Annotated in this window: 19 protein-coding genes; 4 read left to right on the forward strand and 15 right to left on the reverse strand. The window is 66.5% G+C overall.

Translation table 11 applies throughout. The annotated features are described in order from the left end of the window. Window positions 1–75 precede the first annotated feature (75 nt). A complete protein-coding gene (locus COW1_RS13930; RefSeq protein WP_096367374.1) occupies window positions 76–867 on the forward strand; it encodes an exodeoxyribonuclease III in 792 nt (263 codons plus the stop codon). Continuing rightward, the gene (locus tag COW1_RS13935) at window positions 861–1,553 is read left to right on the forward strand and encodes a sulfite exporter TauE/SafE family protein (protein WP_096367373.1); all 693 of its coding nucleotides are present in this window, start codon (window positions 861–863) and stop codon (window positions 1,551–1,553) included. The genes COW1_RS13930 and COW1_RS13935 overlap by 7 nt, the downstream gene beginning before the upstream one ends. 59 nt (window positions 1,554–1,612) lie before the next feature. Here the strand turns inward: COW1_RS13935 and COW1_RS13940 are convergent, their stop codons facing one another. The 6 genes from COW1_RS13940 to COW1_RS13965 all read right to left on the reverse strand — a co-directional run bounded on the left by COW1_RS13940 (window position 1,613) and on the right by COW1_RS13965 (window position 6,830). Further along, window positions 1,613–2,062 carry a DUF4426 domain-containing protein gene (locus COW1_RS13940; RefSeq protein ID WP_157745716.1) on the reverse strand — a complete coding sequence of 150 codons (450 nt, stop codon included), beginning with the start codon at window positions 2,060–2,062 and terminating at the stop codon, window positions 1,613–1,615. Between the two features lie 121 nt (window positions 2,063–2,183). Beyond that, the gene (locus tag COW1_RS13945; protein ID WP_096367371.1) at window positions 2,184–4,160 is read right to left on the reverse strand and encodes a dynamin family protein; all 1,977 of its coding nucleotides are present in this window, start codon (window positions 4,158–4,160) and stop codon (window positions 2,184–2,186) included. Window positions 4,161–4,357: 197 nt separating this feature from the next. Then, window positions 4,358–4,651, reverse strand: coding sequence for a DUF167 family protein (locus COW1_RS13950; protein WP_096367370.1), 294 nt, complete (start codon window positions 4,649–4,651; stop codon window positions 4,358–4,360). Between the two features lies 1 nt (window position 4,652). Further along, a complete protein-coding gene (locus COW1_RS13955) occupies window positions 4,653–5,225 on the reverse strand; it encodes a YggT family protein (protein ID WP_096367369.1) in 573 nt (190 codons plus the stop codon). After that, a complete protein-coding gene (gene proC / locus COW1_RS13960) occupies window positions 5,222–6,052 on the reverse strand; it encodes a pyrroline-5-carboxylate reductase (RefSeq protein ID WP_201344525.1) in 831 nt (276 codons plus the stop codon). Before proC ends, COW1_RS13955 begins: the two co-directional genes overlap by 4 nt. A 58-nt stretch (window positions 6,053–6,110) precedes the next feature. Continuing rightward, window positions 6,111–6,830, reverse strand: a complete 720-nt coding sequence (locus tag COW1_RS13965; RefSeq protein WP_370590868.1) for a YggS family pyridoxal phosphate-dependent enzyme — start codon at window positions 6,828–6,830, stop codon at window positions 6,111–6,113. A gap of 157 nt (window positions 6,831–6,987) precedes the next feature. Between COW1_RS13965 and COW1_RS13970 the strand changes: the two genes are divergently transcribed. Further along, a complete protein-coding gene (locus tag COW1_RS13970) occupies window positions 6,988–8,025 on the forward strand; it encodes a type IV pilus twitching motility protein PilT (RefSeq protein WP_096367367.1) in 1,038 nt (345 codons plus the stop codon). A gap of 192 nt (window positions 8,026–8,217) precedes the next feature. Continuing rightward, complete coding sequence (locus COW1_RS13975; RefSeq protein WP_096367366.1) at window positions 8,218–9,387, forward strand: PilT/PilU family type 4a pilus ATPase; 1,170 nt, start codon at window positions 8,218–8,220, stop codon at window positions 9,385–9,387. A gap of 15 nt (window positions 9,388–9,402) precedes the next feature. Here COW1_RS13975 and COW1_RS13980 read toward each other — a convergent pair whose 3' ends face one another. The 9 genes from COW1_RS13980 to COW1_RS14020 form a co-directional block, all read right to left on the reverse strand. Continuing rightward, window positions 9,403–9,684: a SelT/SelW/SelH family protein gene (locus tag COW1_RS13980; protein ID WP_201344526.1), complete on the reverse strand. Its 282-nt coding sequence runs from the start codon at window positions 9,682–9,684 to the stop codon at window positions 9,403–9,405. A gap of 65 nt (window positions 9,685–9,749) precedes the next feature. Next, window positions 9,750–10,628 (reverse strand): dihydroorotate dehydrogenase electron transfer subunit, encoded by an 879-nt coding sequence (locus tag COW1_RS13985; RefSeq protein ID WP_201344527.1) that lies wholly within the window; start codon window positions 10,626–10,628, stop codon window positions 9,750–9,752. Between the two features lie 239 nt (window positions 10,629–10,867). Beyond that, window positions 10,868–12,169 (reverse strand): dihydroorotase, encoded by a 1,302-nt coding sequence (locus COW1_RS13990; RefSeq protein WP_096367363.1) that lies wholly within the window; start codon window positions 12,167–12,169, stop codon window positions 10,868–10,870. Beyond that, complete coding sequence (locus COW1_RS13995; protein ID WP_096367362.1) at window positions 12,169–13,155, reverse strand: aspartate carbamoyltransferase catalytic subunit; 987 nt, start codon at window positions 13,153–13,155, stop codon at window positions 12,169–12,171. The genes COW1_RS13990 and COW1_RS13995 overlap by 1 nt, the downstream gene beginning before the upstream one ends. Further along, the gene (gene pyrR, locus COW1_RS14000) at window positions 13,152–13,655 is read right to left on the reverse strand and encodes a bifunctional pyr operon transcriptional regulator/uracil phosphoribosyltransferase PyrR (protein ID WP_096367361.1); all 504 of its coding nucleotides are present in this window, start codon (window positions 13,653–13,655) and stop codon (window positions 13,152–13,154) included. Before pyrR ends, COW1_RS13995 begins: the two co-directional genes overlap by 4 nt. Next, window positions 13,655–14,068: a Holliday junction resolvase RuvX gene (gene ruvX / locus COW1_RS14005; RefSeq protein ID WP_096367360.1), complete on the reverse strand. Its 414-nt coding sequence runs from the start codon at window positions 14,066–14,068 to the stop codon at window positions 13,655–13,657. Before ruvX ends, pyrR begins: the two co-directional genes overlap by 1 nt. Next, the gene (locus COW1_RS14010; protein ID WP_201344528.1) at window positions 14,061–14,624 is read right to left on the reverse strand and encodes a YqgE/AlgH family protein; all 564 of its coding nucleotides are present in this window, start codon (window positions 14,622–14,624) and stop codon (window positions 14,061–14,063) included. The genes ruvX and COW1_RS14010 overlap by 8 nt, the downstream gene beginning before the upstream one ends. Before the next feature lie 420 nt (window positions 14,625–15,044). Further along, window positions 15,045–15,893 (reverse strand): energy transducer TonB, encoded by an 849-nt coding sequence (locus COW1_RS14015; protein WP_096367358.1) that lies wholly within the window; start codon window positions 15,891–15,893, stop codon window positions 15,045–15,047. Next, entirely contained in the window at window positions 15,890–16,438 is a 549-nt protein-coding gene (locus COW1_RS14020) for a Gx transporter family protein (protein ID WP_201344529.1), read from the reverse strand. The genes COW1_RS14015 and COW1_RS14020 overlap by 4 nt, the downstream gene beginning before the upstream one ends. Window position 16,439: the final 1 nt, after the last annotated feature.

Genomic DNA, 16,439 nt, shown 5'->3' on the forward strand with positions numbered 1-16,439 from the left:
ATCCGGGGCTGAATTCGGGGACAGGTCCGGTATCATACACGCCACCACCGGCAGCGTGCACAACAGAGGCCAGCCTTGCGAGTCATTTCCCTCAATGCCAACGGCATCCGCGCCGCCGCGCGCAAGGGGCTGTATCCCTGGCTGGCGCGCCAACGGGCCGATTTCGTCTGCCTGCAGGAGACCCGGGCCCAGGAGCACCAGCTCGGCGACCGCTGCTTCCGTCCGCGTCCCTTCCACTGCTTCTACCACGATGCCGAAAAAAAGGGCTACAGCGGCGTGGCCATCTACAGCCGGATCGAACCGGACCGGGTGCAGATCGGTCTGGACTGGCCGGAATTCGACGCCGAGGGCCGCTATCTCGAGGTGCAGGTCGGCCGCCTGAGCGTCATCTCGCTGTACCTGCCGTCCGGGACCTCATCGGAGGCGCGCCAGCAGGTCAAGTTCGAGGTGCTGGACCGGTTGCTGCCCTATCTCAGGAGTCTGCGTCGCCGCCGCCGCGAATACATCATCTGCGGCGACTGGAACATGGCCCACAAGCCGATCGATCTGAAGAACTGGCGCAGCAACCAGAAGAACTCGGGATTTCTGCCGGAGGAACGCGCCTGGCTGGACCGCCTGTTCGGCGAGGCCGGTTTCGTCGACGGCCACCGGGTCGTCGAGCCGCGGCCCGAGGTCTACACCTGGTGGTCCAACCGTGGCCGGGCCTGGGAGAAGAACGTCGGCTGGCGCATCGACTATCAGGTGATCACCCCCGGGCTGAAGGATCGGGTGCAGCGCGCCCGGGTCTACACGGCCAGGCGCTTCTCCGACCATGCCCCCCTGATCATGGACTATGACTGGGCGCTGCCGGGCGGGCAGGGATGCTGAGCGAGGTGAATTTTCTGGCGGCCTTCCTGGTCGGGCTGCTCGGCGGGGTGCACTGTGTCGGCATGTGCGGCGGCATTGTCGGGGCCCTGAGCTTCGGTCTGCCGGAATCCACCCGCCAGCGTCCGCTGGCGCAGCTGCCCTACCTGGTGGCCTACAACGGCGGCCGCATCCTCAGCTATACGGTGGCCGGTGCAGCCATGGGCGGCATCAGCGCCCTGGCCATGCATCTGCTGGATGTGCGTCAGGCGCAGCTCGTGCTGCAGCTGTTCGCCGGCGCTTTCCTGATCCTGATGGGCCTGTATCTGGCCGGCTGGTGGCTGGGGCTGGCCCGGGTCGAGGGCCTGGGCGCGCGCCTGTGGCGGCATATCGAGCCGCTGGGCCGGCGGCTGCTGCCGGTGAGCAGCGCCGGACACGCCTTCGCGCTCGGGCTGATCTGGGGCTGGCTGCCCTGTGGCCTGGTCTACAGCGTGCTGATCTGGAGCCTGTCGGCCGGCAGCGCCGCCCAGGGCGCGTGGCTGATGCTGGGCTTCGGGCTGGGCACCCTGCCCAACCTGCTGCTGATGGGGGTGGTTGCCGCCCGCATGAGCCAGTGGCTGCGCAAGCCATGGGTGCGGCGGCTGGCCGGGGCGGCGGTGATCGTCTTCGGCGTGGTAATGATCGGGCGATCGCTGTGGCAGTTCGCCTGAGGGCCACCTGCCATTGCGTGACGCTATGCGCCGCGCAATGACGGGGCGGGGACAGATGTTCAGTCGGTAAAGAACTGTTTGCGGAAACGCACGTCGAGCGCTTCCTTTTCGCCTTCGGGGGTGACGGTGATATCGAAGGTCAGGCGTTGTTCGTTGCTGACGGCGAATTCCGCGATGTAGTAGATGGCGTTGGTCTCGCGCACCTCGCGGAACTCGATTGTGTTCTGCTTGCCGGTCAGGTCGACAGCGCGGCCGCTGACCTCGGCTGCGGTCGGCTTGCCGCTGGCGCCCAGTACCTTCTTCAGCACCACCACGTTGAGCATGGCCCGGTTCTTGGAGCGGGTGATGTCGTTTTCCCGGGCCACCATGGGCGGGATCATGTCCGTGGTCAGGGCATTGTAGTGCACCACATAATCGCCGAAGTCCTGGATATTCTCTGCCCGCGCAGGTGCGGTCAGCAGCAGGGCGAGGGTGAACAGGACGGTGGTGACACGAAGCATCGGGCGCATGGACTGCCTCCTTGTTGGAATGGGTCTTTTCCCGAGTATAGCGTACATGCGCTGGAAAAAAATCCGGCGCCGGACCGATGGGTCAGGCGCCGTGACTGAAGCGCGGCGGTGCGGGCGGGCTTCAGCCGACCGCAATCCGGGCCTGGTCGGAATTGCCGTCGCCGTCAGGCAGGGGCTGGTGCAGCACCTCGCGCAGCCGTTCCAGGGTCTGCAGGTCCGTCTCCAGCCCGGTCTGCTCGGTTTCCAGTTCCTTGATCCGGGCTTCCAGCGTATCGCGTGATTCGTTGATCCGGCGCAGTGTCTCCAGGCGTTTCTCCATCAGCCGCTTGTGGTCCTTGATCTGCTGTACCAGCGGGTTCATGACTTCCTTCAGCCAGGCGTTGGCTTCCTGGTTGGCGCGGAAGAAGATGCTGCGGGCCTGGCTGACCAGCGAGACGAAGAATTTCTTGATGACGAAGCTCTGCTCGGTCATGGCCATGGACGGACTGTTGCGGAAGGCCTCGGCCTCCTTGAGCAGGTTATGGAAATCCATATTGAACTGGTCGACCGAGAACACCTTGGGCGTCATCGACGGCAGGCCGTGCTCCTCGTGGAACTTGCGGTAGGTCGAACGGATCAGGTTGCGGGTCTGCTCGGCCGAGTGCGCCACCTGGTCCATGGTGTCGCGTGCGCCCTCGAAGAAGGCCTCCATGCCGCGCTTGAGTCCGGACGTGGTCCAGGCCCCGGTCATCTCCTTGCGGGTCTTGTCGATCAGCTTGTCGAAGGATTCCAGGCTGAGCGCGTCCAGCATCTCCCTGGCCTGGCTCTGCAGCACCCGGCGGCTGGACTGGAAGCTCTCGACGTTGCGCATGTAGGCCGACTGCTCCTCGCGTGATTTCTGCATCAGGTGCTGGATGACATCGGCGTTCTTGCCGCGCAGCGAGCCGAGATTCTCCAGTTCCTTGCGGGTCTGCTCCAGACGGCTGCCGAGGATGTCGTGCATCTCGTTCTGCAGTCCGCCGATCTCGTGCAGGATGTGCTCGCGCAGGACGTTGAGTTTGTTGGGCAGCACCTCGTCGGAAAGAAAATGCTCCAGTTCAGGCAGGCGGCTGCGGGTGAGCAGTTCCTCCTCGTCGCGGATCTTGCCGGCCAGACCCTTGAGTGCCGACAGCGGGAAAACCTGCTGCTCGTCCACGTGCAGGAGTTCGGCGGCCTTGCGGCGCTGGGTGGCGATGGTCTGGTCGACGCTGGCATTGTCCTTGAGGTCGTCCCACAGGGTGTCGATCTTGTTCAGCGCCACCACCAGGTGTTTGTTGTGCTGGCTGCCCAGGTTGTGCACATGATGCTCCCACATCTCCAGGTCGGACTTGGTCACGCCGGTATCGGCCGCCAGCACGAACAGCACCGCCTGAGCCGAGGGCAGCATGCTCACGGTCAGTTCCGGTTCGTTGCCCAGGGCGTTCAGGCCCGGGGTGTCGAGGATGACCAGGCCCTGCTTGAGCAGGGGGTGCGGGAAACTGATCAGGGCGTGGCGCCACATCGGGATCTCGACCTGCTCGGGATACTCGCCGGTCTTCTTGAAGCGGCTGTCCTGGGTTTCGTCGTACAGTCCGAGTTCGCGCGCCGTATCCAGCTTGACCGTCTTGGTGCGGATCACCTCGCGGAAGGTCTCGCTCATCTGCTCGGGCGAATCCGTGTCCAGGGGCAGGGTGACCCAGTGCTCGGGCGCATTCTTGTAGTCGGCGATGGCGCGCTCCTCGCGCCGGGTCTCGATGGGCAGCAGTCGCAGATAGGCCGAGTCGGCCCGGTGATCGTAGAACAACTCGCTCGGGCACATGGTGGTGCGCCCGGCGTCGGAGGGCAGCAGCCGGCAGCCGTAGTCGGCGAAGAAGATGGCGTTGATCAGTTCGGTCTTGCCGCGCGAGAATTCGGCCACGAAGGCCAGATTGAGCCGGTCCTGGCGCAGTGCCTCCATGGTCTCGAAGATGCGCAGATCGGTTTCGCCTTCGTCCATTTCGTGTTCATCGAGCCATTTCTGGAAGGCCTGCAGGGTGTCGAGCACCTCGGACTTCCAGTTGGCATAGGCTTCCAGTCGCCCACTGAACGCGTCGTTTTGCATTGTGTGTTTTCCTCCAGACAGAATCCACCGGCCGTGCCGGCGGCGCGACTCCCTATATCCGGGCTTTCGACCGCGGCAGAGGAATCTTGAGACGCTTTACAGGAGCTTAGATGGCGCTGCCCGGCAGTCCGGCCAGGATGTGAACCCCGTCACGGGTCTGAGGCGAATGGCGGTACAGCGCAGGTCGGCTGCTGGAATCAGGGGCGGGTGACCTCCGGCGGCAATCGCGCCGGGCGGGGGATGCGCAGGCGCTTGTCCCGGCCGGTTTCGCCCCGCAACAGTTGGATATCGCGCGGGGCGACGCCGAACAGATCGGCCAGGAACCTGATCAGGCCGCGGTTGGCCTTGCCTTCGATCGGTGCAGCCTTGATCCGTACCTTGAGCCGCCCGCCATGCTCTCCGGCCAGTTCCTCCCGGCGGGCACCGGGCTGGACGTGCAGGTCGAGGATCAGATCCTCGCCGTCCCAGCGGTACCAGGCGGGGGTACTCACCTCAGGCAAACAGGAGGGCGGTGAGCAGCCCCAGCACCAGGCGCCGGGCAACCTCCAGGATGAGAATGGCGAACAGCGGGCTGAGATCGATCCCCGAAATGGGCGGGATCAGACCGCGCAGCGGCCGCAACACCGGTTCGGTGAGGGAATGCAGGATCGCGAGCGCCGGATTGTAGCCGCCCGGGTTGACCCAGCTGAGGATGGCCTGGATCAGGATGGCGAAGATGAATACTGAAAAACCCAGTGAAATCAACTCAATCAGGCTGTGCGCCAGCAGCGGGTAGGGGTGTACCGGCCGGCCGGAGACCAGCATCACCAGCGCCACGCCCAGCATCTGCACGACGAGCATCACCACCACGGTGGCGGTGTCGAGGCGCCCGAGGGGCGGCAGGAGGCGCCGCAGCGGAATCACCGGCGGGTTGGTCACCTTGACGATGAACTGGCTTAAGGGGTTGTAGAAATCCGCCCGCAGCCAGCCCAGCAGCAGGCGCAGCATCAGTACCAGCACGTACAGGCCCACCAGCACCTGGATGACGAAGCCCAGGGTGTCGCCCAGCAGATTGCCGCCGTTCATGCGTCCGCTCCCAGTTGTTCGGCCAGTTCCCGCGAGCGCGCCTGCGCGGCCTGCATGGCCCGCGCGACGAGTGCGCGGAAGCCGCCGTCCTCCAGGGCCGCCAGGGCCCGTTCGGTGGTGCCGCCGGGGGAGGTGACGCGCTCACGCAGCCGCCCCGGCGGGTCCTCGGATTCCAGCGCCATCCTGGCCGCGCCGAAGGCGGTCTGCAGTGCCAGCAGCCGGGCGGTGTCGGCCGGCAGCCCCAGGTCCGTTCCGGCCTGCTGCATGGCCTCGATCATAAGAAAGAAGTAGGCGGGACCGCTGCCGGACAGGGCGGTGACCGCATCCATCTGGGTCTCATCCTCGACCCACAGGGTCAGGCCCACGGCGCGCAGAATGGACTCGGCCAGGTTGCGCTGGGCGTCGTTGACCGCGGCGGTGGCATACAGCGCCGTGGCCCCGCTCTGCACCAGGGCCGGGGTGTTGGGCATGCAGCGCACCAGCGGGCGGTTGCCGCCCAGCCAGCGGTCCAGGTCGGAGGCGCGGATACCCGCGGCCACGGAGATCAGCAGCGGGTTGGTCGCATCCAGCTGCGGCGCCAGTTCCCGGGCCAGTGCAGCCAGCCCCTGGGGTTTGACCGCCAGGATCAGCACATGGGCACCGGCCAGCGCTTCGGCGTTATCGGCGAAGACCTGGACCCCGAAGCGTTGGGCGACCGCCTCGCGCTGCCCGGCATCCGGGTCGCTGGCGCGGATGCGGTCGGCGGGAAAGCCGTCAGCCAGCAGCCCGCCGATCAGGCTGCGAGCCATGTTGCCGGCGCCGATGAAGCAGAGCTGGGATTCGTTCATGTCAGGGCCTGTTGCTCGGATTGTTGATGCCGATTGTCGCCGTTCAGTGCCGGTGTCATCAAGGCGGCACGCCATCAGGGGGTGGACGCTGGCCGAACAGGGCCGTTCCGACCCGCACCAGGGTGCTGCCCTCGGCGATGGCCGCCTCCAGGTCGTTGCTCATGCCCATGGACAGGGTGTCCAGCGCATGGCCGGCCGCGGTCAGGTCCTCGAAGAGTTCCCGCAGCCGGGCGAAGTCCCGGCGCTGTTCGCCGAACTGGATGGTCGGCGCCGGTATGGCCATCAGGCCGCGCAGGCGCAGCCGCGGCAGTTCACTCACGGCGGCGGCCAGTTCCGCTGCGGCGGCGGGCTCCACACCGGACTTGCTGGTCTCACCGCTGATGTTGACCTGCAGGCAGATGTTGAGCGGCGGCAGATCGGCCGGGCGCTGCTCGGCCAGGCGCTGGGCGATCTTCAGCCGGTCCAGGCTCTGCACCCAGGCAAAGCGTTCGGCGATGCGCCGGGTCTTGTTCGACTGCATGGGCCCGATGAAGTGCCACTCCAGATGCAGTCCGGCGAGGGCATCGAGCTTGTCGACCGCCTCCTTGAGGTAGGACTCGCCGAAGGCGAGCTGGCCGCAGCCGGCCAGGGTCTGGATGTCACCGGCGGGGAAGTGCTTGGAGACGGCCAGCAGCCGCACACAGTCACGCGCACGTCCATACTGGTCGCACCACTCGCCGATGCGGTCGAGCAGTTCCTGCCGGCGCTGACACAGTTGCTGGTCGTGTGGGAGCGTCACATCGAGCCTTGCGGGCTGACCCGTTCGGTAAACCGGGGACTACTATACCCCGGGTGGGGGGGCGGGTGCCATGCGCGCGGCCGGATTCCCCTGTATCAAGGCTTGGGGTAAAGTGACGCTATAACAGGGACCGGAAATAATCGTTCAGGGGAAACGAATGGATATCGCAGAACTGCTCGCCTTCGGGGTCAAGAACAACGCCTCCGACCTGCATCTCTCCGCCGGGCTGCCGCCCATGATCCGCGTCGACGGCGACATCCGCCGCATCAATGTGCCGGCGTTGGAGCACAAGGAAGTCCACGCGCTGGTCTACGACATCATGAACGACAAGCAGCGCAAGGACTTCGAGGAATTCCTCGAGACCGACTTCTCGTTCGAGATCCCGAACCTGGCGCGCTTCCGTGTCAACGCCTTCAACCACAATCGCGGCGCCGGCGCGGTGTTCCGTACCATCCCCTCCAAGATACTGAGCCTGGAGGACCTCGGCTGCCCGCCGGTGTTCAAGGATATCGCCGATCAGCCGCGCGGCATCGTGCTGGTCACCGGCCCGACCGGTTCCGGCAAGTCCACCACCCTGGCGGCGATGATGAACCACGTCAACGAGACCCGCTACGAACACATCCTCACCATCGAGGACCCGATCGAGTTCGTACACGAATCCAAGAAATGCCTGGTCAACCAGCGCGAGGTGCACCGCGACACCCTGGGCTTCGCCGAGGCGCTGCGTTCCGCCCTGCGCGAGGATCCGGACATCGTGCTGGTGGGCGAGATGCGCGACCTGGAGACCATCCGCCTGGCGCTGACCGCGGCCGAGACCGGCCACCTGGTGTTCGGCACTCTGCATACCAGTTCCGCGGCCAAGACCATCGACCGCATCATCGACGTCTTCCCCGCGGCGGAGAAATCCATGGTCCGGTCCATGCTCTCCGAGTCGCTGCGCGCGGTCATTTCCCAGACGCTGCTCAAGAAGACCGGCGGCGGGCGTGTCGCCGCGCACGAGATCATGATCGGCACCCCGGCCATCCGCAACCTGATCCGCGAGGACAAGGTGGCCCAGATGTACTCGGCCATCCAGACCGGTCAGGCTGCCGGCATGCAGACCCTGGATCAGAACCTGCAGGAGATCGTGCAGAAAGGACTCGTCAGCCGGCAGGATGCCCGCGCCAAGGCGGCCAACAAGGAGTTGTTCCGTTAGGCGCTGTTGGAATGTTTTCTGGCGGTATATAAACAGCTCCCTCTCCCTCCCGCTTGCGGGGGGAGAGGGTCAGGGTGAGGGGGGGTCAGGCGTTTGCCCCCCCCCTCGCCTCTGCCCCTTTTATGCCCCCTGGGTGCTGCCTCAAGGGAGAGGGGATGATGGAACCGCTGGTGCAACGCAAAGGGAAACGACATGGCACAGGATCTCAAGACACTGCTCATGCTGGTGGTCAGGAAGAAGGCCTCCGATCTGTTCATCACCGCCGGTGTGCCGCCCAGCATCAAGGTCGACGGCAAGATCGTGGCTGCGGCCAGGGAGCCGCTGGCCCCGGCCGAGGCCCGGGACATGGTCATGGCGACGGTGCCCGAGCATCTGCGCGATGAGTTCAACCGTACCCATGAATGCAACTTCGCCCTGAGCGAGACCGGCCTCGGACGCTTCCGTGTCAGCGCCTTCTACCAGCGCAACCACGTCGGCATGGTGCTGCGTCGGATCGAGACCCGGATCCCCGACTTCGAGGGGCTGAACCTGCCGCCCGTGCTCGAGAAGCTGGCCATGACCAAGCGCGGCCTGGTGCTGTTCGTGGGCGCGACCGGCACCGGCAAGTCCACCTCGCTGGCCGCCATGCTCGGCTATCGCAACCATCACGGCAACGGCCACATCGTCACCCTGGAAGACCCCATCGAGTTCATCCACCAGCATGACGGCTGCATTGTCACCCAGCGGGAGGTCGGGCTGGACACCGATTCCTACGAGATCGGCCTGCGCAACACCCTGCGTCAGGCCCCGGATGTGATCCTGATCGGCGAGATCCGCAGCCGCGAGACCATGGACTACGCCATCGCCTTCGCCGAGACCGGCCACCTGTGTCTGTCCACGCTGCACGCCAACAACGCCAACCAGGCCCTGGACCGCATCATCAACTTCTTCCCCGAGGACCGCCGCGACCAGCTGCTGATGGACCTGTCGCTCAACCTCAAGGCCATGATCGCCCAGCAGCTGATTCCCACCGTTGACGGCAAGGGCCGTCGTGCCGCCGTCGAGGTGCTGATCAACAGTCCACTGGCCTCGGAATACATCCGCAATGGCGAGATCCATCGTCTGAAGGACCTGATGAAGCGCTCCCGCGAGCAGGGCATGCAGACCTTTGATCAGGCCCTGTTCGAACTCTACAAGGCCGGCGACATCAGCTATGACAACGCCCTGCACTACGCCGACTCGCCCAACGAGGTGCGGTTGATGATCAAGCTGGACGAAGAGGATGTGGACAAGCTCGGCGATGCCATCGCCGACCTGGAGATCGACAACTCGGATCAGTACGCCCTGTCCGGCCACAAGCGCGGGGAGAAGAAGCGGACTTGATGTTGGCGGGTGCCTTTAATCCTTTTTCTTGTCGGAATGCCCCAGCCCCTTGTCCGGCGCGACCTCGTCGCGCACCCGCTGCTTCAGTTCCGTAATCTCCGGAAAGCGGCCGGCTTCCTTGCGTGACCATACCCGCTTGCCGTTGACGCTGACCTCGAATACGCCGCCCGTGCCCGGACGCAGCGTGAGTTCGGTGATCTCGTCCGCGAACGTCGTCAGCAGTTCCTGTGCCATCCAGGCCGAGCGCAGCAGCCACCGGCATTGATTGCAGTAATGGATTTCGATGTGATTGTCCATGGGAGTCACCATTACGCTCTTTGCTGTTCTCTGCGTCCTGGCGTCTTTGCGTTGAGCTGTTCAGCTCAGGGAAACACCGCCCGCGCATCGAACACCGGCCCGTCCACGCACACGCGTTTCATCGCCGGGCCCTGCTCGGTTTCCACCTGCACGGTGCAGCCGGCGCAGCCGCCGACGGCGCAGGCCATGAATTCCTCCAGCGAGACCTGGCAGGGCAGATCGTACTCGCGTGCCAGTCTGGCGACGGCCTCCAGCATGGGGTGGGGGCCGCAGGCGAAGATCTCCACCTCATGCAGATGCTGCGTATTGAGTGCGGCCAGCCAGTCACGGGCGAGATCCGTGATATAGCCCTGGAAGCAGCCGGGGAAGTCCTGCTGACTGCACAGGCGGCTGGGTACGCCCCAGTCCTCCAGCAGCGGCATGGCGGCGATCACCCCGTCGGGAATGCCGGGCACCAGGATCTGCGACGGCCGGCGGGTGAAGGGGAACGGCACCTCGGAGCCCATCAGCACCAGCGGTTTGTACGCCGGTTGCCGGCGCAGGGCGTCGGCCAGAAACACCATGGGCGGGATGCCGACGCCGCCGCCCAGCAGCAGGGTGCGCGGGCGTTCGGGGCGCGGCCGGAACGGCTGGCCGATGGGACCCAGCACACTCAGCGATTCACCCACCTGGCGGCGACTGAGCAGTCGGGTGCCCGCGCCGACCACCTTGTACAGGAACTCCACCCAGCCGGCCTCCGGATCGGTGCGCATGATCGACAGCGGCCGGCGCATGGGCAGCAGCGGGTCGCAGGTCAGATGGGCGAAGCTGCCCGGTTCGGCGCGGCGGGCGCACTCGGGGCTGCGGACGCGCAGGATGTACTGCTCGCCCGGATGCGCCTCGTGGTCCAGGATCTCGGCGTCTTCCAGCTGGATGGTGCCGCGGTGGGGTTTGGCAGTGGTCATGGGGTCAATTATGAACCACAGGGAACACGAAGAACACTTGGAAAACGGTTATCCACCGCTTTCGGAAGCCGATGATCCGTCATTGCGATGCCCAGACCCGAAGGGTGGGGTGCCCATGATGAAACCCGGAGGGCTTCTATGGGTGCGAAGGGGTGGGCGTAGCGAATAATCCCTACAGGTTGGTGCTGCATTACGAGATTGCCGCGCTGCGCTCGCAATGACGCGTAAAAAAGTGGTCGCTAGCGCTCGAACACCCGCCGTCCGCCCAGCAGGGTGTGCATGACCCGCCCCTTCACTTCCCAGCCCATGAAGGGCGTGTTGTGGCCCTGGCTGAGCAGGCTGGCGGGCGCGATGCGCCAGGTTGCCTCGGGGTCGAACAGGGTGATGTCGGCCGCCGCCCCCGGGTTCAGGGTGCCGGTGCCCTGTTCGAACAGCCCCAGGATACGGGCCGGGCCGGCAGTCAGGCGCTCGATGACCTCGGGCAGGGTCAGCAGCTTGTCCTCGACCAGCCGCAGTGCCAGCGGCAGCAGGGTGTCGAGGCCGGAGATGCCGGGCTCGGTGGCCGGGAAGGGGTTGAGCTTGGCATCGGCCTCGTGCGGCTGGTGGTCGCTGCACAGGGCCGACAGGGTGCCGCGGGCCAGGCCGGCGCGCAGGCCCTCGCGGTCGCGCTGGGTGCGCAGCGGCGGGTAGACATGGAACTGGCTGTCGAAGTCGGCGATGTCCAGCTCGGTGAAATACAGATACGGGATGGCCGCGTCGGCCGTGACCGGCACGCCGTCGTACTGGGCACGGGCGATCATCTGCACCGAGCGGCTGTGGGTCAGGCGACAGAAGTGCGCCCGCACCCCGGTGTGTTCGATCAGGGCCAGGTCCCGGGCCACGGCGGCGGTCTCGGCCGCGGCCGGGATGCCAGGCAGACCCAGGCGGGTGGCGACGGCGCCCTCATGGGCGACGCCGCCGTTGGCCAGCCAGTACTCCTCCGGATGGATGAATACGGTCAGGTCGAAGGTGGCGGCGTATTCGAACGCCCGCCGCACCACGGCGGTATGCAGGATCGGCGACTGGGCGTTGCTCACACCGCGGCAGCCGGCCTCCTTGAGGGCGGCCATCTCGGTCAGATGCTCGCCGGCCAGCCCCTGGGTCAGCGCCCCCAGGGTGACGACGCGGGCATGGCCGGCGCGTTCGGCGCGCTGGCGGATGAGTTCCACCACGGCCGGGGTGTCGATGATGGGGTCGGTGGTCGGCGGACAGCACAGGGTGGTGATGCCGCCGGCGGCCGCCGCGCGGGTCTCCGAGGCGATAGTGGCCTTGTTCTCGTGGCCCGGCTCACGCAGGTGCGCGGCCAGTTCCACCAGACCGGGGCAGACGACCAGGCCGCGGGCGTCGATCTCCAGTTCCGGCTTGAAGTCGTCGGGTACGGCTTCGCCCACGCCGGTGATGCGGCCGGCGGCGACGGCGACGTCGACCTCGGCGTCGAGGTGGTTGGCCGGGTCGATGACGCGGCCGCCGCGGATCAGTATGCGGGGTTTCCTGGCCGCCATCAGTGCCTGTCCCCGGCCTCGGCTTCGCCGTGGGCGCGCATGGTCATGGACATGACCGCCATGCGCACGGCAATGCCGTGGGTGACCTGCTCCAGGATCACCGAACGCGGGCCGTCGGCGACCTGGGAGTCCATCTCCACCCCGCGGTTGATCGGCCCCGGATGCATCACGGTGACGTCCGGATCGGCCACCGCCAGGCGCTGCTCGGTCAGACCGAACAGCCGGAAGTATTCGTGTTCGCTCGGCAGCATCGCGCCTTGCATGCGTTCGCGCTGCAGCCGCAGCATGATGATCACATCCACGTCGCGGATGCCGGCTTCCAGGTCGTGATAGACCTGTACCCCGAGGGCTTCGGCATCCACCGGGATCAGCGTCTTGGGTGCGACGATGCGCACCTCGCCGGTGTTGAGCGTGTTCAGCGCATGGATCTGCGAGCGGGCCACGCGCGAGTGCATGACATCGCCGACGATGGCCACCCGCAGCCGGCCGAAATCCGGACCCTTCACCCGACGGATGGTGAACATGTCCAGCATCGCCTGGGTGGGGTGGGCGTGACGGCCGTCACCGGCGTTGAGCACGCTGATGTGCGGGGCCACATGGCGGGCGAAGAAGTGGGCCGCGCCGCTGTCGGCGTGGCGCACCACGAACATGTCCACGTGCATGGCCTCCAGGTTGCGCAGGGTGTCGAGCAGGGTCTCGCCCTTCACCGCGCTGGAGGCGTCGATGTTGATGTTGAGCACGTCCGCCGACAGGCGCTTGGCCGCCAGTTCGAAGGTGGTGCGGGTGCGGGTGCTGGCCTCGAAGAACAGGTTGACGATGGTCTTACCGCGCAGCAGCGGTACCTTCTTCACCTGTTGGGCGGTCACGCCGGCGAAGGATTCGGCGGTGTCCAGTATCTCGGTGAGAATGGAATGCGAAAGCCCCTCGATGGTGAGGAAGTGGCGCAGCCGGCCCTGATCGTCGACTTGCAGGTTGGTGCCGCTCATGCCGCCTCGTGAATCTCCAGTATCAGGGGCTCGGGCCCGGTGAGCTTGACGTGTTCGCCCAGGTTGAGCTTGAGCCGGGTGCCGACCACGTCGGCCTCGATCGGCAACTCGCGCCCGCCGCGCTCGACCAGCACCGCCAGGATCACCGAGGCCGGGCGGCCGTAGTCGAAGATCTCGTTCATGGCCGCGCGGATGGTGCGCCCCGTGTGCAGCACATCATCGACCAGGATGATGTGGCGGTCGTCGACCTGGAACGGGATGTCCGACGGCTTGACCTGGGGGTGCAGGCCGATGCGGGTGAAATCGTCGCGGTAGAAGGTGATGTCCAGGCTGCCCAGCGGCTGTTCCAGCCCCAGCGCACGATGCAGCTCGCTTGCCACCCAGACCCCGCCGGTATGGATGCCGACCATGGCCGGATCCTCCACGCCGCGGCGCTGGAGCAGGGCGCTGAGATCCCCGGCCATCTGGGCCAGCAGGGGTTCGACAGGGGTCTGGGTCATCAGTGTTCCTTATGTTCGTCCAGCCAGTCCTGCAGGATGATGCGTGCCGACTGGGCATCGATGTCTGCGTCATTGCCGGTCTCGAGCCGACGCGCCGCCTGCGAACTCAGGCGCTCGTCCATCAGGTGCACCGGCAGCCCGAAGCGCCCGTGCAGCCGGCGGGCGAAACGCTCGGCCGCGGCCGTGGTCGCGCTGGTATCGCCGGTGAGATACAGCGGCCGGCCCACCACCAGGGCCTGGGGCCGCCACTCGTCCAGCAGGGCGGCGACCCGGCCCCAGTCCGGCTGACCGTCGCGGGCGGGGAGCGATTGTAACGCACGCGCCGTCCCTGTCACCGTCTGGCCGACGGCGACACCGATTTTTTTCCTGCCGTGATCGAAGCCGAGCAGGGTGGCCGCTGCGGCCTCAGGCATGCCCGGCGTCGCCCGAGAGCAGCTTGACGTCCACCCCGATCAGGGCCGCCGCCGCCTCCCAGCGTTTCTCCACCGGGGTATCGAAGATCACCCGCGGGTCGGCCGGGCCGCTGAGCCAGGCGTTTTCCGCCATCTCGTGCTCGAGCTGGCCGGCGCCCCAGCCGGCGTAGCCCAGGGCGACCAGCGCCCGGCTCGGCCCCCGGCCTTCGGCCATGGCGGCCAGGATGTCCTGGGAGGCGGTCACGCCGGTGTCCTCGGTCACCTGCATGGTCGCCTCCCACTGGCCCAGCGGCTGGTGCAGGATGAAGCCGCGCTCGGGCTGGACCGGCCCGCCCTGGTAGACCGGCAGGTCGGCGATGAAGGGGTCGCTGGCTTCCAGCTGCATGTGCTCGAACACGTCGTCCAGGCGCATGTCCAGCGGCCGGTTGATCACCAGGCCCATGGCGCCGTCGGCGTCGTGCTCGCAGATGAAGGTGACGGTGTGAAAGAAATTCGGATCCGCCAGGCCGGGCATGGCGATGAGGAAATGGTTGGTCAGATAGGAGGATTCCGCCATGCGCCTAGGGCCTGTTGACGCTAACCCAATCGCCTCTGCTGGGGCTGATTTTTTGCCCAGCAAGGCAGAATGAGCGAAGTGTAGTTACTCTACATGAGCGAATGATAACGCCGCTGGGCAAAAAATCAGCCCCAGCCCGGAGGGTTGCGCCTGAGACAGCGCCACTCGTCGTTGCTTGTCGCTTATTTGGAATTACCAAACTGCGCTCCTCGCGCCTCGATCGGCGCTGTCTCAGGCACAACAGTGACGATTGGGTTAGCGTCAACAGGCCCTAGTATCGGCGAGCCTGCCAGGAGGTGCAAGGGATCGCGCGATATGAACGCAGAGTACGCGGAGACGCAGAGGCGCAGAGGCATAAGACCATAAAAATCTCTGCGTCTCCGAGCCTTTGCGTCCTCTGCGTTATCGCCGCCGCGGCTGCTACCTCCCCTGCGTCTGCAGGCCGCTGCTGAGGAATTCCCAGGTGCGGGTGATGTAGAGCAGATCGGTGTCCTTTCTGATGTCGTCCGGCAGCGGCGGGAAGGGCGCGGCCAGTTCCACGATGCGGATGGCGGCGTCATCGAGCACCTGGTGGCCGGAGGACTTGAGCAGAGTGATGCCGTGGATGCTGCCGTCGGGCTTGAGTGCGACCTGCAGCAGCAGCTTGCCCGACACGCCCTGGCGCCGGGCGGCGTCGGGGTAGTTGAGGTTGCCCACCCGCTCGACCTTGCGCACCCAGTCGCTCATGTAGCTGGCGTACTTGTACTCGCGGGTGCTGGCCGAGACGAAGGTCTTGCGCGGGCGCTCCGAATAGGCCTGCAGCGACTGCCTGATCTGCTGGTCCAGGTTGGCCAGTTCCATGCTGTGCTCGATCAGTTCGCTGGCGCTGGGCCGGGGCGCCTCGGGCCTGGGCTCGGCCTCGCTGGGGGCGACCCGGGTCGGGGATTCGGCCTGGGTCATGACCTGCGGCTGCTCGGGGGCCGGCTCCGGCGGCGGGGCGCTGGCCTGCTGCGCCGGCTGCGGCGGCGTGGGTTCGACCCGCTCATCCACGTTGCCGGTGCCGGTCTGGCTGTGTTCGGCCAGGTAGTCGGCCTCTTCGGGCGTTTCGGTGTTCTGACGCGGCAGCAGGGCGATATCCAGCGGCGGCGGGGCCTCGCGGACGGCGTCGGGCTCGAAGGTGAAGGACACGCCCAGCAGCAGCAGGGCGTGCAGCGCGCCGGCCAGCAGCAGGGCGACGATCAGTGGATCGCCCTGGTACTGCGGCCGGTTGCCGAGGATGTTCTGGCTCATGTCCTTGATGCGGTTTCCTGCTGGGGCGCGTGAGCCCGGTCCATACCCTGTAGTGCCAGGCTGGCGATTATACCGTTGAGGATGCCGAAGATCAGGGCGGCTGTCAGCAGGGGCGGATACAGGTGCCACAGGCCCGGGTGCGGAATGAACAGGGCATAGGCCAGGGCGAACTGGCCGCTGATGTGTCCGAGGGAGGCGAGCAGGCTCAGGCCGAGCGGGCCCAGCCAGCGCCGGGCCAGACCCCGGCCCAGACCGAGCGCGAGCAGACTGGCCAGCGCCCCGGCCAGGCTGAGCATGAAGGTGGGGGTGAGGAAGGTCCCCAGCAGCAGGCTGCCGACCAGCACCCGCAGCAGGCTGACCCAGACCGCCGCGCCCCAGCCGAAGACCAGCAGCGCCAGCAGAGTGACCAGGTTGGCCAGCCCCGGCTTGAGCCCCGGTACCGGACTGGGGATGGCCGCCTCGAGGACATGGATGGCGATGGCCAGCGCGGCCAGCCAGGCGATGCGATGATCCTCGGGGCGGGTGGTGACGGTCTCGACGGGCATG

The sequence above is a fragment of the Thiohalobacter sp. COW1 genome (genome assembly GCF_016629505.1).
Taxonomy (GTDB): Bacteria; Pseudomonadota; Gammaproteobacteria; order Thiohalobacterales; family Thiohalobacteraceae; genus Thiohalobacter; species Thiohalobacter thiocyanaticus_A.